This window comes from Gracilimonas tropica DSM 19535 (assembly GCF_000375425.1).
In the GTDB taxonomy this organism is placed as follows: domain Bacteria; phylum Bacteroidota; class Rhodothermia; order Balneolales; family Balneolaceae; genus Gracilimonas; species Gracilimonas tropica.
The window spans coordinates 449,072-463,116 of sequence record NZ_AQXG01000001.1 but is presented as its reverse complement, the minus strand read 5'-3'; the positions used below and the strand labels follow the sequence as shown (position 1 = coordinate 463,116).

General features: G+C 41.8%; 15 protein-coding genes. 2 read left to right on the top strand and 13 right to left on the bottom strand.

Annotated features, from left to right (window positions below; all coding sequences use genetic code 11):
• Positions 1 to 37: 37 nt before the first annotated feature.
• From B151_RS0102135 to B151_RS0102090, 10 genes are all read right to left on the bottom strand, one after another.
• Complete coding sequence (locus B151_RS0102135; RefSeq protein ID WP_157470644.1) at positions 38 to 664, bottom strand: hypothetical protein; 627 nt, start codon at positions 662 to 664, stop codon at positions 38 to 40.
• 128 nt (positions 665 to 792) lie between these two features.
• A complete protein-coding gene (gene ccsA, locus B151_RS0102130) occupies positions 793 to 3,288 on the bottom strand; it encodes a cytochrome c biogenesis protein CcsA (protein WP_020401944.1) in 2,496 nt (831 codons plus the stop codon).
• A 136-nt stretch (positions 3,289 to 3,424) separates the two neighbouring features.
• The gene (locus tag B151_RS17720; RefSeq protein WP_020401943.1) at positions 3,425 to 3,820 is read right to left on the bottom strand and encodes a cytochrome c maturation protein CcmE domain-containing protein; all 396 of its coding nucleotides are present in this window, start codon (positions 3,818 to 3,820) and stop codon (positions 3,425 to 3,427) included.
• Positions 3,817 to 4,062 (bottom strand): CcmD family protein, encoded by a 246-nt coding sequence (locus tag B151_RS0102120; protein ID WP_020401942.1) that lies wholly within the window; start codon positions 4,060 to 4,062, stop codon positions 3,817 to 3,819. Before B151_RS0102120 ends, B151_RS17720 begins: the two co-directional genes overlap by 4 nt.
• Positions 4,063 to 4,089: 27 nt before the next feature.
• On the bottom strand, positions 4,090 to 4,746 hold the full coding sequence (gene ccsA, locus B151_RS0102115; protein WP_026166422.1) for a cytochrome c biogenesis protein CcsA: 657 nt from the start codon (positions 4,744 to 4,746) through the stop codon (positions 4,090 to 4,092).
• A gap of 82 nt (positions 4,747 to 4,828) precedes the next feature.
• Positions 4,829 to 5,539: a hypothetical protein gene (locus tag B151_RS0102110; RefSeq protein WP_157470643.1), complete on the bottom strand. Its 711-nt coding sequence runs from the start codon at positions 5,537 to 5,539 to the stop codon at positions 4,829 to 4,831.
• A gap of 24 nt (positions 5,540 to 5,563) precedes the next feature.
• Positions 5,564 to 6,187, bottom strand: a complete 624-nt coding sequence (locus B151_RS0102105) for a hypothetical protein (RefSeq protein WP_020401939.1) — start codon at positions 6,185 to 6,187, stop codon at positions 5,564 to 5,566.
• 47 nt (positions 6,188 to 6,234) lie between these two features.
• Positions 6,235 to 7,401 carry a DUF4249 family protein gene (locus B151_RS0102100; RefSeq protein WP_157470642.1) on the bottom strand — a complete coding sequence of 389 codons (1,167 nt, stop codon included), beginning with the start codon at positions 7,399 to 7,401 and terminating at the stop codon, positions 6,235 to 6,237.
• A 49-nt stretch (positions 7,402 to 7,450) separates the two neighbouring features.
• Entirely contained in the window at positions 7,451 to 7,897 is a 447-nt protein-coding gene (locus B151_RS0102095; RefSeq protein WP_020401937.1) for a hypothetical protein, read from the bottom strand.
• An 8-nt stretch (positions 7,898 to 7,905) separates the two neighbouring features.
• On the bottom strand, positions 7,906 to 8,190 hold the full coding sequence (locus B151_RS0102090) for a hypothetical protein (RefSeq protein ID WP_020401936.1): 285 nt from the start codon (positions 8,188 to 8,190) through the stop codon (positions 7,906 to 7,908).
• A 246-nt stretch (positions 8,191 to 8,436) separates the two neighbouring features.
• Between B151_RS0102090 and B151_RS0102085 the strand changes: the two genes are divergently transcribed.
• Together B151_RS0102085 and B151_RS0102080 are read left to right on the top strand one after the other, a co-directional pair.
• The gene (locus tag B151_RS0102085; protein ID WP_020401935.1) at positions 8,437 to 8,943 is read left to right on the top strand and encodes a YdbT family protein; all 507 of its coding nucleotides are present in this window, start codon (positions 8,437 to 8,439) and stop codon (positions 8,941 to 8,943) included.
• 81 nt (positions 8,944 to 9,024) lie between these two features.
• A complete protein-coding gene (locus B151_RS0102080) occupies positions 9,025 to 11,385 on the top strand; it encodes a S9 family peptidase (RefSeq protein ID WP_020401934.1) in 2,361 nt (786 codons plus the stop codon).
• Between the two features lie 282 nt (positions 11,386 to 11,667).
• Here B151_RS0102080 and B151_RS0102075 read toward each other — a convergent pair whose 3' ends face one another.
• From B151_RS0102075 to B151_RS0102065, 3 genes are read right to left on the bottom strand one after another with little or no spacing between them, the layout of a single operon-like run.
• Positions 11,668 to 12,414: a 2,3,4,5-tetrahydropyridine-2,6-dicarboxylate N-succinyltransferase gene (locus B151_RS0102075; protein WP_020401933.1), complete on the bottom strand. Its 747-nt coding sequence runs from the start codon at positions 12,412 to 12,414 to the stop codon at positions 11,668 to 11,670.
• 41 nt (positions 12,415 to 12,455) lie between these two features.
• Positions 12,456 to 13,340 carry a 4-hydroxy-tetrahydrodipicolinate synthase gene (gene dapA / locus B151_RS17715; RefSeq protein ID WP_020401932.1) on the bottom strand — a complete coding sequence of 295 codons (885 nt, stop codon included), beginning with the start codon at positions 13,338 to 13,340 and terminating at the stop codon, positions 12,456 to 12,458.
• Positions 13,340 to 14,017 (bottom strand): dihydrodipicolinate reductase C-terminal domain-containing protein, encoded by a 678-nt coding sequence (locus tag B151_RS0102065; protein WP_020401931.1) that lies wholly within the window; start codon positions 14,015 to 14,017, stop codon positions 13,340 to 13,342. Before B151_RS0102065 ends, dapA begins: the two co-directional genes overlap by 1 nt.
• Between the last annotated feature and the right edge of the window lie 28 nt (positions 14,018 to 14,045).

Genomic DNA, 14,045 nt, shown 5'->3' with positions numbered 1-14,045 from the left:
GTGGAAATTTTACAGCAATTCACAAAGAATAAACTGATCAAAAATTGAAGCGTAGATTTGCAGTAACGCCTTGTTGGCCAAATTGATTGACGTAAGAAAAGCTTGCTTCCGGAAGATTTTTACCCATATCTCTTGCTTTAATAAAGGCGCTTATCCCACTAACCAAACGATTAACAACCATCAGTGAAATCAAGGTTGGGAGTTGCCCTCTGTTACGATCCACTTGCTCACGTGCATCCTGATATTGGCTTCTCTGTGCACTGCTTTCCCAACTCCACCGATACTCCGGGGTGTCAGGATAAATACTATTCCAGTTTCTTGCCCGAAGTTGGGCATCATTGTATTCTCTGAGGTTGTCATAATTACCTATAGCAATCAAATAATCCCGTGATTTTTCTGACAAGTCCGCTCCCGCTTTACTGAGGGCTAACGTGTAGAAATCATTCTCAAGCCTGTTAGCCCGTATATCCAAACCAAAATAGGTAAGTACCAGCACTGCTTCACCGGCAAGGTGATATTTCCCACGATTCCAATCCGTTTTATCTGTGTAATAATGCCCCCAGCCTGGCACAACCAAAGACCTTAAAAAAGCACCTCGCGGAGACGGCAGATTATCTTGCGTTTGGGCAACTGTGATTACAGGAAATAAACTAATGAAGGTCAAAAAAATCAGTTTTTGAATATCCAACGTCCAACATCCAACTTTGAAGTAAGAACTTATTTTCTTAAAAATTCTATTAGCCAGCTTATTCATGTAATTGCTAAAGTTAAACGTTCGGTGTTGAATGTTCTTTATTCGATGTTCTTCTTTCGTTCTCTTCCCCAATGTCGGAAAATTGAGATACTGAAGCCAATCATAAGCAAGAAAGTACCGCTCCATACTACTGAGATCAAAGGTTTTTCGTCAGCTACGATCAGCACCCATTCCGGTTCATATTCTTCTTCAAGCCCTGTAACGGTGATCTCTATACTGTTTTGCTGAGGCTTGATCTCAGTAAACTGGAATTCGAGTCCAAATTCCTGGGCAAAAGATGGCGGAGAATAGATATAACTCTGTCCATTTTCGGAGTACACCGCAAATAGAGGGTTCAAGGTGACTATCCTGTCGCTGGCGGGATGGATCAATTCAATTTCTGCACGAACACCAATTTGAGTATTCGGTGGCAGTTCGGTGCTGTCAGTCTTCATATAATTGACAAACCGGATCGTATATTTGCCAATATCTATGGATTGTCCCGGTGTAAATTCAAACTTCTGTACAAGATCTTCCTCCGTAGTATCCTGGGCTGCCACATTTTGCATCATGCTTCTATTTTCCTGAACACGATCATTTTGTTCCTGTACGTAAGAACTTCCTCCAACATATAAATATATATCACTCAGCAACCTTGTTCGTACATCCGGATCCACAGACCATTGTATATTTTCTGCTGAGGAGGTGGTCAACATAGGATAAACTTCAGGATGCATATAAAAAGGTTTACCGCCATCAATAGGCTCAAACTTGATCTTATAGGTTTGCTGTCCTCTGCGAACTTTATTATCCAACTCGTAGCCTTCGTATGTTACCATGTATCTGCCATCCACCAATACCGGCTGATCCAGATCCAACATAAGCATCTCTTCCGTTTGGGTAACCTTGAAGCCCTGCTCATCAGTTACCTCACCCTGCCTGACTGCCTCATTATATTGGGCCGTTTTTTGATCTACAAGAGGCCTGTTATATGCCGACGAAGCTAAAATTCCTACCAACAACAGGCCAAATCCTACGTGTGTAAGAGAGCCGCCAATAAGCTTAGGCTGACGTTTTACAAGCCGGATCAATATCCACGTATTCCCTACTATGGCAAAAAAACCACAAAACAGATATACCATGTAGTAAATGTTTCGCACATCACCGAAAATGATCGCTAATATGGTAAATGTACTCGTCACCAACAGCGGATTTACAAGTTCTGAAGCAAGTGATTCGGCATCGTCATATCTCTTCCAGAACAGGTATTGTCCTACCACGGTAAAAATAGCCATGATCATCGCGATCGGCATACTCCAGTCGTTATAAAAGCTGATCTCAGGAGGAGTCGGATTCTCTACAAAAAGCCTTCCTAAAATAGGTGAACTTGTACCTAATATGATCACCAGTCCCAAGATGAGTAACAACATCGCACCCGTAACCGTCATAAATTCTCGACTCAAGACCTTGGATTCTTTATCGGGAGATGGCAATTCTTTATATCTCCAGAAAAATAATCCCAATCCAACAATGGTTACAACCAGCATAAAAGCTAAGAGCTGATTATAAAGGCCCAGGTCCACAAAACTGTGAACCGAAGAGCTGCCGAGAATCCCGGAACGGGTTAAAAACGTTTCGTAAACGATCGCTATATAAGCAAGAATGGCAAACAGGATCGATGATTTCTGTGCCACTGAACTCTTTCGCTGGATAATCATCGTGTGGATGCCCGCTGTACCGATCAGCCAGGGTACCAGAGAAGCATTTTCAACAGGGTCCCAGGCCCAAAAACCTCCAAATGAGAGTGTCACATATGCCCAATATCCGCCCAAAAATATGGCCGTTAAAAGTGCTACGTTAGCACTTAATGTCCATGGAAGAGCAGGCCCGATCCATTCATTGTATTTCTGCTTCCATAGAGCTGCCATAGCAAAGCAGTACGGGATCGTCATCATCGCAAAACCGATAAATAAGACCGGTGGGTGTATCATCATCCACGGACTTTTGAGCAGGTCGTTCAGACCGCTGCCATCATTGGGTACAAAATCAGGATTTGCCTGAAGGAAAGGCGCATTAGGCATTTCTTCTGCAATGGTCCTGAATGGAGAAGCCCCCAGTTTCAATCCAAATATATCCCAGCCTAGCAACATTGAAAGCAGAAAAACCTGCGTTAGTGTCAGAAAGAACAGTACCGGGGCTTTATAAGGTTCTCTTGTCCATTTCATTAAACCGAAGCCAAAGAAGGCTGAGAACATGATCCAAAGCATAAAGCTTCCCTCTTGCCCTCCGTAAAATGCCGAAAATAAATATCGTGGTGTCAGGTCGAGACTGGTGTAATTGAATACATAGTAGTACTGAAACTGGTGCTGGAAGATCAGGTAAATCAATATCCCGGAGGCTGCTACTATAAAAATTGTTTTTAGTGCAAACAGCCAGTTTCCGATTCGGAAAGTCTTTTCCTGATCGCGGTTAGCGGATATGAAGAAAAAGATCATGGCCGCTAAAGAGGTTACAAAAGAAGCGGAGATCAGAAGTTTACCAACAGTACCTAACATAAATTAGTGGATCAATAAATTTAACGTCGAGAAATCACTATGCAGTTGGCGTTTGTTCCATTTTAAAGCACAGTGTAAATATTCCAAAACTCTGAGAGTCAAGGATCATTGTATTTGATAGAATTGGGTTCTATGGCTATGAAGTTGCTGCGTCTGTGAATTGTCCCGGATCGGCATCATTATACTTAGACGGACATTTCATGAGCATTTGGTCTGCATAAAATATATCGCCTCTCATTTCTCCTATGACCACGAGTTGATCGGCTTCTTCAAAGTTATTTGGCTTTGGTTTTGGGTAAACCACTTTGCGCGAAACTCCGGCCTCATCGATCATATGAAATGTAAACCGTTTGGTTTCCAGAGAAAATTCAGCTCCTTTTTCTTTGTCCCATACACCGGGAATGTGTGCATTTGAGCGCTCTCCGGCATTTTCAAAAGTAGTATAAGTGCTGATGCTTTCACCAAAGTTGTACATCAGCAAAGAGGTAAAACCGACAATTGCTACAATGCCAATAATTAATTTAGGCTTCATACTTCTTCTTTTTTGGATTGAATTTGTTCTTCAAGAATACTCACTTTTCGGTCTACACGGAAAAGGAAAAACAGGAGTACCAGCCAAATAATGAGGCTCACTCCTAATACAACATATATTAATTCGTTTGAGGACATAAATTGAATAAATGCTCCTGCCTGTTCAGTTCCGGATGATCCTGCCCATTGATCTGAATAAGCTTTGGTGAGCGTGTCAACGGCAGCGAGTGAATCTTCTTGCATTAAACTCTGAATTTTGTTGGGTGAAAATTACGAATTCTCAACTTCGAATTGAACCTTTTTATAACGATGCACTACATCATAGATCCAGAAACCGAGTGCAATAAATCCTACAAATGCAGGATATAAAATATACCGTAATTCTGCGGCAGTAATCTCACTAAAAGCAGGATTTCCATCTGCGCCCGGATGAAGGCTTGTTAACTGACGGGGAACCACATACAGCAAAAAGGGAATAGTGGTAACGGCAAAAATATTGTAAACGGCCGCTAATTTTGCGCGTTTTTCACGGTCATCAAATGCTGAACGAAGTACAAAATAGGCGACATAGATCATCATAGCCAGTGCGGCTAAATTCATTTTGGGTTCGGCAAAAGTCCACCAGGAGCCCCAGGTAAAACGCGCCCAAAGAGAACCGGTAAGCAGTCCGCATATTCCAAAAGCTACACCTACACTTGCTGCGGATGATGCTTTAATATCAAATTCCGGTTTGGGATCATTCAGGTATTTAATACTGTACCAGAAACTTATAAGGAACAATGAGAACATGGTCATCCACATTGGCACATGAAAGAAAATGTTCCGCGCCGTTTGTTCAAGAATGGGGATGAATGGAATATGGATCAAAAAGCCGGCAGAGATGACAATCGTCATCCCAACTGCAACAACGTACTTCCAGGGTTTCAAAACTAATTATTTTAATTTCACAGACACTCTATTTATTCATTAATATAAGAAATCTAACTTTGGGTATGGATTTTTAAATTTGTTAAAATTTTATTTTCAGACCTAACCCAAAAAATATTTCTGAAAGCCATTTTGGGGTTTCACCTCTTCCGATAATATTCCCATTATCATCATATTCATAAATTAAATAATCCCTTTTCCAGGCTTCTCTTTGCAACCTCCATTCTATTCCTATTTTTTGCCCTAATGGTATAAACAAACCTGTAGCTATCTGATATCTAAATTGAGTTTCGGGAGCAAAGGAGCCTTTTCTTCCTGTATTTCTTTCTTCATATTTTACTTTACCGCGTACCCAACTTATCCCTGTTGTTGCAAAGAGCTGAGACTCCCCTAATACATCTGTTTTAAATAGTTCTTGGAAAGCCACATAATATCCTGCTTTTATTCCATATTCTAAGTTCCAACTCCACTGATCCTCATCTTCGAAAATAACCCCATCAGTATCGTAAAATTCATGTACGTATTGAATTCCAAGCACCGGACCTAACCCAATGTGATCACTAACAAAGTACAGTCCATCGATATTTATTGCCGCAAGTTCGAACGATCGTGCAAATTCATGATTGTAACCATCACTTTTTTGGGCAGCACTCATATCAAGATTAAAAGAAGTTAGAATGTCTCCTTTTTTTATTTGCTTCAGACCGTCATCAATATCTGTTTGTGAGAATACGGAAGCAGGTTGCATTAAAACTAAAATGATTATTAGGTACTTATGTGATTTTTTCATCATTTCCATCTTTAAAATTTGTGTGAATTAAAACCTGAATAGCTGTATTCCGAATTCAAAATCTACTCCCCAGGTATCAAAACCTGCATCATCACCTTCCCAATCGGGGCCAATATTCAAAAATACTCCGGCTGCATTACTAAGCCTGTAAGAAGCACCTGCTCTTAATCCAAGCCTATATCTGAACCCTGAGCCGCCATAGCCACCGTAATATTCGCCAAGCTCCATATCATAACCCAATAGGGTATTCACTTGTGCATAAGTTCGGATGCGATCTTTTTTCCATATATACCTACGCACTATGGGACCTAATCCTATATAAATAAGCCTAACTGAGCGGAATTCTTTAGCAATAAAACCCTCAAAAAAAGCTTTCGTACCTATGCCCCAATCCTCGTTAATAAGTCGTAAATAGTCCATGTCCAATCCCAGGAACATAGCTATGTCTTTTCGATAGTTATTCTGTCCCGTTCCAATGTAGTTCTTCTGTCTGTAGAAATAGACATTTCCACTCAAAATTTTAGAACCTTTAGAAAAGTCTTGAAACTTACTTTCTGCTTCGGTTGCATCAAGACTCTTATTCTTACCCTGAGCGAAGCTATGTCCACTGTACAGAAAACATATTGCAATCACTGTAAATATGATGGTCATGCTCTTACTATAATGATTCATCCCATATAATATTAAGTGTTGAAGGTTTAATTATCCGCGTAGGCGGATAGCAACGAGTCCAGATCAAACTGACGTATCGGATATAAGGTAGTTTGATCATACACCGAAAAATATCCCGCAAAGAATCCTATAGCATCAGTCGCTTCTTTGGGCAATAGTTGTCCATCTTCTCCCACTTTTCGGATCGTCGATGTATCAAATAAATACGTAGAATCTCTGTTATCGATGGCATCTAAAAGCTCATTATTGATCGTTTCAGACCAAGTTATGTACGTTGAAAATTCATCCATCATAGGATGTAGATAATAGATTCCATCGCTAAAAAAGGAAAGTCTCATCCAATTATGCTCGAATTCCCAAATCTCAGATCTTGGTTTATCTAAACGTTGTACCCACGATTTACTTAACGTATCAGTGTCTTCTCTTGTTAATGAAATTCCGTATAAAGATCCCGCTCTAAGAAAATTACCCCGATCATAGAACATAAATTCATCATCTGGTTCCATTAATAACAAATCACGGTCTTTGTCTGTATTATTCTGAACAATTACCAAATGAGTTTCTTCAGGGTGCTCAAAAAATATTTTGGGTTCATTAAGGAACCTTTCCACCGGTGTTCCATCACTGTATTCCGCATTATATAATTCAATTCCTATGGAATCCGGAATTTCTATCTCTACAGAAGAAGGTATTACGGTTGTTGAGGAATATGCACGGCCATCCGGTAACTCTATATCAATTCGGTAGTTCTCTCCAGCTAATAACGGTAATTCAGCATTAACGTCCCCATACAACCCATTCGATTGATTGGTATAGATCACTTCTTTTTTCCGGGGATGATTTAAGGGGCCTGTTACGGTTACCGTTGCCTGTTCCTCAGACTCATAGACAAATTTAAAATGATTCATAGTCTTAACAAGCTGAGTCAGTAAATCCGGACTATACACATCCGGAGGCGGGTCAGAGGCTTGGTATAGTTCTTCTAATAAATATTCTCGTTCATTGGTAAAATAGCCGACAATCACCTCCGGGTAATGATGAACGGTATCATTGGTAGCTTCGATAAACCCGGCAATAAAGGGGGTATTATCAGGAATAAATGTAAAGTCTGAAGTATCTTGCTCTTTTACCGGAGAGGAACATGATACCATTAATAGAAGTGAGACGAATATTATAAATCGTTGGTTTTTCATGCGAAAAAAGTTAAAAAGGCAGAGAATACACTCTGCCTTTAATTGGTTTTTAATTGTTTAAAGTGGTCATCTGAAAATCATACTTAAATGTTCCAGAAGAATAGGTTTTTGAAGCTGTGAATGAATCACCGTATGAAATTCTCTTATAAGCATTTGCTTCAGTTATCTTTCTCACTCCAGACTTATCCATAACATCATCACTGCTACCAAAAAGATGAGACTTGGTGGTAAACCATGTAAATACCGAACTCCATACCCCAGTCTCTAAATCAAATGTTATAACACTTTGAGCATGATTCGTATCGTTCTTTCGGCTGTGATCAGGATAATCTTTGTCATCTTCAATAAGAACTAATCGCCAAGGTCCGGATTCTTGAGTTAAATTAAATAATGGAAACATGGGAGTATATTCCGGTTGCTCATAGTCATTTGTTGGCCCTTCATATACATATCTCCTATTACCATCAAAATCATAATTAATACCGGAGCTATTCACATCAGGAACTAAATAGTATCTATTCTTCGGACCATCTCTGTCAGCTCCTTTAATAAATGGCTTCCATACCGAGCAACAATTTTATCTCTGTAAGCTTCGGTAAAATCATGCTCATAGAAATCTTTAGCACTTATATTTATGATGGGATTTCCATCTACCTGACTGGTTGTAGTCGCTAATTTGGATTCCATTTCATTGGTTGCTAAATCTCCGCAACTTGAGATAACCCAAAAAACAATAATTATTAAAAATGCACTACCTATTTTTTCAATCTTATTTTCTATATGTTTCATGATGTCTATTGTTTATGTGGTAATTTACAATTGACGCATTAGGATGCGGCTTCTTTTATTAAGAAGCCGCATTTTTTTATGCAAGTATTTTTACTTACCATTTTTTCAAACTCAAGATGCATCAAGACTGATAATTTTAATCTAAAACAATGATGCATTAGTGATCTTTTAATTAGAAAGGAATGCATCCCAAACTGAATAATTGTCTTTTTTAATTTTTAATTCTCGAAATAATAGATCTGAACAATGTCAGATACCCAAAAATCCATCACCCTAACCCCTTCCTGGAAAGCCTTTTTCTGGCAGTATGTACTTGGTATACTTTTGACCCCTGTATTACTTGGTCTCTACATTTTATGGCGTACCCGAAGCACACACAAAAGTATCCGGTATAAAATTACCAACCGAAGAATAACTGTCATAGATGGACACATTTCACAGAATATCGACCTTGCTGATATCCGGCAAGCCGTTCCCGGAGCCCTTCAGTTTGGTGTGGGATCCGTTACGCTAAAAACAGCCGCCCGGGAGGTAGTCTTAGTTGGACTAGAAAATCCATCCCAAATTGCGGGATCTATCGAGAAAGCCGTTCAGGCAGAACTGGAACGGCTGGAAGCTGAAAAACAGGCTAAACCAAGGGAAACAAAATATGACCCCGGCACCATGGATCGCCTTGATTACCTCACGGGTCTTTGGCAGCAGGGGCTCATCAGTGATGAGGATTTTGATGCAGAACGGCAGAATTTAGAGTAACAGGTTCCTTCCAACTATTTATCAGTGTTTTACAAGTTAAATCCGTTTCTTTTCCGGGTCTATTAACCCCATACATTCATCATGAACATTTCTACCCTCATCAAAACACTGATGGCAGCCGTATGTCTTGTAGTCATTAATCAAGAATACGTATCGGCTCAAGCCAACTTTGAAGCAGCCGAGCGATTTACCGGCGAACGCATGCAAAACTTGATTGGCGACACGGATGTCTACCCCCGCTGGATCGAAGATACCAACACTTTTTGGTACGAATACGAAAATCCGGATGGCAAGAATTGGTATTTCGTAAATGCCGATCGCCCTTCCCAGCGTCCTCTTTTTGATCGGGAAAATATGGCGGCGCAGCTTTCTGAGATCTTTGAACGTCCTTTCAATCACTTGGATCTTGATTTAGAGGATTTCGAGTACGATGATGACAAAGAGCGATTTACGTTCCATGTTGATAGTATCAATTTCACCTATAACATTAATGGGAATCAGCTTGTGAAAGGGGATTCTCTGAAAGACGAAGAGAAAAACGAACGCTGGGCGACCTATTCTCCGGACAGTACCTGGATCGCTTTTACAAAAAATCACAACTTATTTTTAATGCGCTCAGATGATCCGGACAGCACCGAGATCCAGCTTACCGAAGATGGCGAGCGATGGTTCAGCTACCAGGCAGACCAAGGTGATACCACTTCCAATGAACGCCTTCGTACCCGGGCCAACTTTTTTGATGATGAGACCAAATTATACATTCAGCGCACTGATAACCGGGATGTAGATGAACTTTGGGTGATCAATTCCCTTGGAGAGCGACCGGAACTTGAAACCTATAAATACTCTATGCCCGGTGAGGATGAGATCGGTGTTGACCAAATTGAGGTTTTTGACATCGAAAGCAGGAAGCGGGTTATCATGGACACTGATAAATGGGAAGATCAGGACCTGAGGGCTAACTACGGTGGTCATCAAACCGGAGATTATCGTGCAAACAGCTCTGATAAATTGTATATCTATCGCGAGAACAGAACATCCGATAAGGTGGATATTTTGATCGGGAATACCGAAACCGGCGAAACGGAAGTCCTTTTAAGTGAAACCAGTGAACCTTATTTCAACTGGAGTTACCAGTATTTGGGAATCATTGAGGATGGTAAGGAATATATTTGGTGGAGTGAGCGTACCGGTTGGGGACAATTGTACCGTTATGACTCAGAAGGAAATCTCAAGAACCGCATCACCCAGGGAAATTTTGTAGTCGGTGATGTAGTGAAGATCGACACGGCTGCCTCAACCATTTATTTTGAGGGATATGGCCGTGAAGGAGATCATCCTTATTACACACATCTTTACAGCGTGAAATTTGACGGCTCCAGTTTCCGGCATCTGACTCCTGAAAATGCGGATCACAGTATCTATGAATCCGATAAGGATAATTTCTTTGTAGATAACTTTTCCCGCGTTGATATGCCGACACGCTCGGTACTCAGAGATCGCAACGGAAAGATCATCCTGGATCTTCAGCAAGTAGATATGTCTCCCGCTGAAGAAATGGGCTGGATGTCTCCGGAAGAGTTTCAGATCAAAGCCGCTGATGGCGTTACCGATCTTTATGGAGTGATGTGGAAACCATTCGATTTTGATTCCACGAAATCGTATCCCATTATATCGTATGTGTATCCAGGACCACAAACGGAACCTTTCCCAATAGACTTTTCCCTCACCGGATATACCGGCCGAAATCAGGCTTTGGCTCAATTAGGTTTTGTAGTGGTTGCTTTCGGTAACCGGGGAGGAAGCCCAATGCGCTCTCGTTACTATCATACCTATGGTTACGGAGATCTCAGAGATTATCCCCTGCAAGACAATAAGTATGGAATTGAACAGCTTGCCGCACGTCACTCTTTTATTGATGCAGGTAAAGTCGGCATCTTCGGGCACTCCGGCGGTGGATTTATGAGTACAGCTGCCCTGTTAACATATCCTGATTTTTATGATGTGGCGGTTTCTTCTGCCGGTAATCATGACAACAATGTGTATAACACCTGGTGGAGTGAAACACACCATGGAGTGGAAGAAAAACGAAAAACCGTAAAAGAGATGAGTGCGGATAGTACAGAAGTGGAGAAAGATGAGATCACTTTTGAATCCAAAATTGAGACCAATGCGGCCCTGGCTAAAAACCTGAAAGGACACCTTCTTTTGGTTCACGGGGATATGGATAACAACGTACATCCTGCGAATACCATCCGCCTGGCAGATGCCCTCATTAAAGCCGGCAAACGTTTTGATATGATGATCCTCCCCGGCCGCCGACATGGATTTGGTCCTTATCAACCCTACTTCGAGCGGCAGAAATGGTACTACTTCGCTCAACATCTTTTGGGTGATTACCGAACAAACATTGATTTCAATCTGCCCGAAGATCTGGATTGAGAATCTGAACTATTATTGAAATGACTAAGGCTCAAGTTTTACTTGAGCCTTTTTTATTTCGTGAAGATCAGAACGTGCCAATTAACTCTGCGTGGAATATTTGCTCAAATCTTAGCCCTCTTATTTTCCAGACAATCCTTTCTCGCAGAGGTTCGCTGAGGTTTACGCTTAGTCTCGCGGATTTTTCAGATGTGATTTCCTAAGTGTTAAAGATGAACGATATTCTGATCCATCTCACAGACAAAAGCCTGAACATTCTGATAATGCTCAGGCTTGCAAAAATTACCTTAGGGCTTCTTCCAACTCAAGAGAGGCGTTACTCCCTTCATCCCGGTATTTCACGATGATTGGACATGCCATACTGAGCCCGTTTTCTTTGGCCCAATCGTTATTAACCGGACGAGTTCCCGGTATCACCACAGCATTTTCTGGGATGGCTGACCCTCGTTCCAATACGGTTTCATTAACCATATCATACACCGGAACTGCTTTGGAAAGTGTAACTCCCGGAGCAATAACAGCACCCTTCTTCACCAAAATGCCCTCTACAATCACCGAGCCGGCTCCAATAAAGCAGTCGTCTTCAATGATCACCGGGTTCATGCCAACCGGTTCAAGCACTCCCCCAATTTGTACGCCAGCGGATAGGTGCACATTTTTCCCGATCTGGGCACAAGACCCAACCAAAGCGTGACTGTCTACCATAGAACCTTCATCCACAAAAGCTCCAACGTTGATGTAGGCCGGCGGCATGATGATCACTCCGGATGCAACATAAGCACCACGTCGAACCGAAGATCCTCCGGGCACCAACCGTACTCCGTCTTCAGGCGAAAAATAACGCGGCGGAAGATTATGTTTATCTACAAAACCTTCATAGATACCTTCATAGCTGGTATTTTCACCATCTTTAAAAGATGCCAAGATCGCTTCTTTCACTTCCACATTTGCTTCCCAGCCATGCTCGGTTTTGTTTGCGGCGCGAACCGTGCCTTCTTCTAATTGATCTAAAATCTCTTCGTAGTTCATGCTCTAATTGTGATGTTTGTTGATTAAAATCTTAATTCGGTTTACTGACTATCCAGCCACTCGGCGATGTTCTTATCCTGTTCCAATAGCTCGTTCTCGACTTCTTCCGAAATATCACTTAAAGAAAGTGGAAGACGAACAGTATCGTTCGTGATCCATCGCTTTTTATGCAGCAATGTTTTCACCGGAACAGGATTTGGAGCTTTGAAAAGAGCATCTGTTGCATTTTTCCAAAGCGGAAACAAATCCTCTGTTTCATCTGCCAAGCACAAATCCATATATTTTCGTGTGGCTTTGGGCCACACATTGGAAGCTACGGACACCAATCCTACCCCTCCTTCTTTAGTGAAAGCGGGCGTCATGCCGTCGTCACCGCTGTAGAATTTCACATCCGGGGCTTCTCGCCTGAAAGCCTTGAATTCTTCCACGCTTCCGCTGGCTTCTTTTACGCCCATCAGGTTATCAAATTCTTTACTGAGCCGAGCCGGTACACTTGGGTGCATTTTAACTCCGGTTCTTGATGGCACATTATACAACATACAGGGTAATTCCGTTTCGGCCATCAGTTCCGAAAACCATTCAAACTGTCCTTCAGCGCCGGGCTTGGCGTACAAAGGAGTCACCAAAAGCAAAGCATCCGGCTCAATTTCATTCAGCCAATGAATGAAATCTACCTGAGCTGACAGATCAAAACCTCCGATTCCTACCATCACCGGGACATCCAGGTCGAGGCCTTTCGTAAACTGAACAATGCCTCTTTTTTCCTCTTCATTAAGGTTCAGCCCTTCTCCGGTGCTACCTAAAACCAAAACTCCATTTCCGGCTTCTTCCTGTTTTCGAAGAAGTAATTCAAAACTTTCGTGATCCACGCTCCCGTCTGTATTCATGGGAGTTACAATTGCCGTCCAAAGTGGGAACTGTTCCATTAGTCTTCCTCCATTATCAGTTGATCAAATAGCTGTCCAAATGCATGTACTCCTGTTTCTATATCAGGATTTTCAACCAGTTGTTTTGCTGCCCAAATGGCGCCTTCAGCAAAAAGAGCTCTGTCTAAAGCTTTGTGTTTCAGGGTGATCTCTTCCGTGGCTGTTTTCACCGTTAATTCATGAATTCCCTTCACATCGCCTTCGCGGGCAGAGGTGACTTCAGCTTCTTTATCGAGCCATTCTTTCCAGGAAAGTGCCGTTCCGCTGGGAGCGTCTTTTTTGTGAACGTGATGCACTTCATGAATGTGAAACTCCGGATCTTTCAAAATATCAGAGGCTTTGGAGATCGCCTGAATGCTTTTGCGGATCACATTCATCCCCAAACTGAAATTTGAAGCCAGCACCCATTTGGTGTTTTTGGCTTTTACCTGTTCATCCAGATCAGCGGGCCAATCGTAACCGGTACTGCCCCATGCAGCAGGAATTCCGGCTTCTAACACATCGTCGATAATTTCAGGAACGGCATCACCGGGCACAAAAATGATAACTGCATCCGATTGTTTAAGCTTTTCGACGGTAGATGGGTTGTGGTTATCAAAAGTCTCAGAGCATTCATCCCCTAATAATTCCACAACTTTTCCGCCGGTTTTACCGGTTCCTATTACTGCTATTTTCATAGACTGATTTCATTCAAAATTCAGATTG

Bases quoted from the DNA above. Each gene is read 5' to 3' on its own strand.
- ccsA (WP_020401944.1), bottom strand. From the start codon at position 3,288: ATGTTAGGTACTGTTGGTAAACTTCTGATCTCCGCTTCTTTTGTAACC.
- B151_RS17720 (WP_020401943.1), bottom strand. From the start codon at position 3,820: ATGAAGCCTAAATTAATTATTGGCATTGTAGCAATTGTCGGTTTTACC.
- B151_RS0102120 (WP_020401942.1), bottom strand. From the start codon at position 4,062: ATGCAAGAAGATTCACTCGCTGCCGTTGACACGCTCACCAAAGCTTAT.
- B151_RS0102110 (WP_157470643.1), bottom strand. From the start codon at position 5,539: ATGATGAAAAAATCACATAAGTACCTAATAATCATTTTAGTTTTAATG.
- B151_RS0102105 (WP_020401939.1), bottom strand. From the start codon at position 6,187: ATGACCATCATATTTACAGTGATTGCAATATGTTTTCTGTACAGTGGA.
- B151_RS0102100 (WP_157470642.1), bottom strand. From the start codon at position 7,401: ATGAAAAACCAACGATTTATAATATTCGTCTCACTTCTATTAATGGTA.
- B151_RS0102090 (WP_020401936.1), bottom strand. From the start codon at position 8,190: ATGAAACATATAGAAAATAAGATTGAAAAAATAGGTAGTGCATTTTTA.
- B151_RS0102085 (WP_020401935.1), top strand. From the start codon at position 8,437: ATGTCAGATACCCAAAAATCCATCACCCTAACCCCTTCCTGGAAAGCC.
- B151_RS0102080 (WP_020401934.1), top strand. From the start codon at position 9,025: ATGAACATTTCTACCCTCATCAAAACACTGATGGCAGCCGTATGTCTT.
- B151_RS0102075 (WP_020401933.1), bottom strand. From the start codon at position 12,414: ATGAACTACGAAGAGATTTTAGATCAATTAGAAGAAGGCACGGTTCGC.
- dapA (WP_020401932.1), bottom strand. From the start codon at position 13,340: ATGGAACAGTTCCCACTTTGGACGGCAATTGTAACTCCCATGAATACA.
- B151_RS0102065 (WP_020401931.1), bottom strand. From the start codon at position 14,017: ATGAAAATAGCAGTAATAGGAACCGGTAAAACCGGCGGAAAAGTTGTG.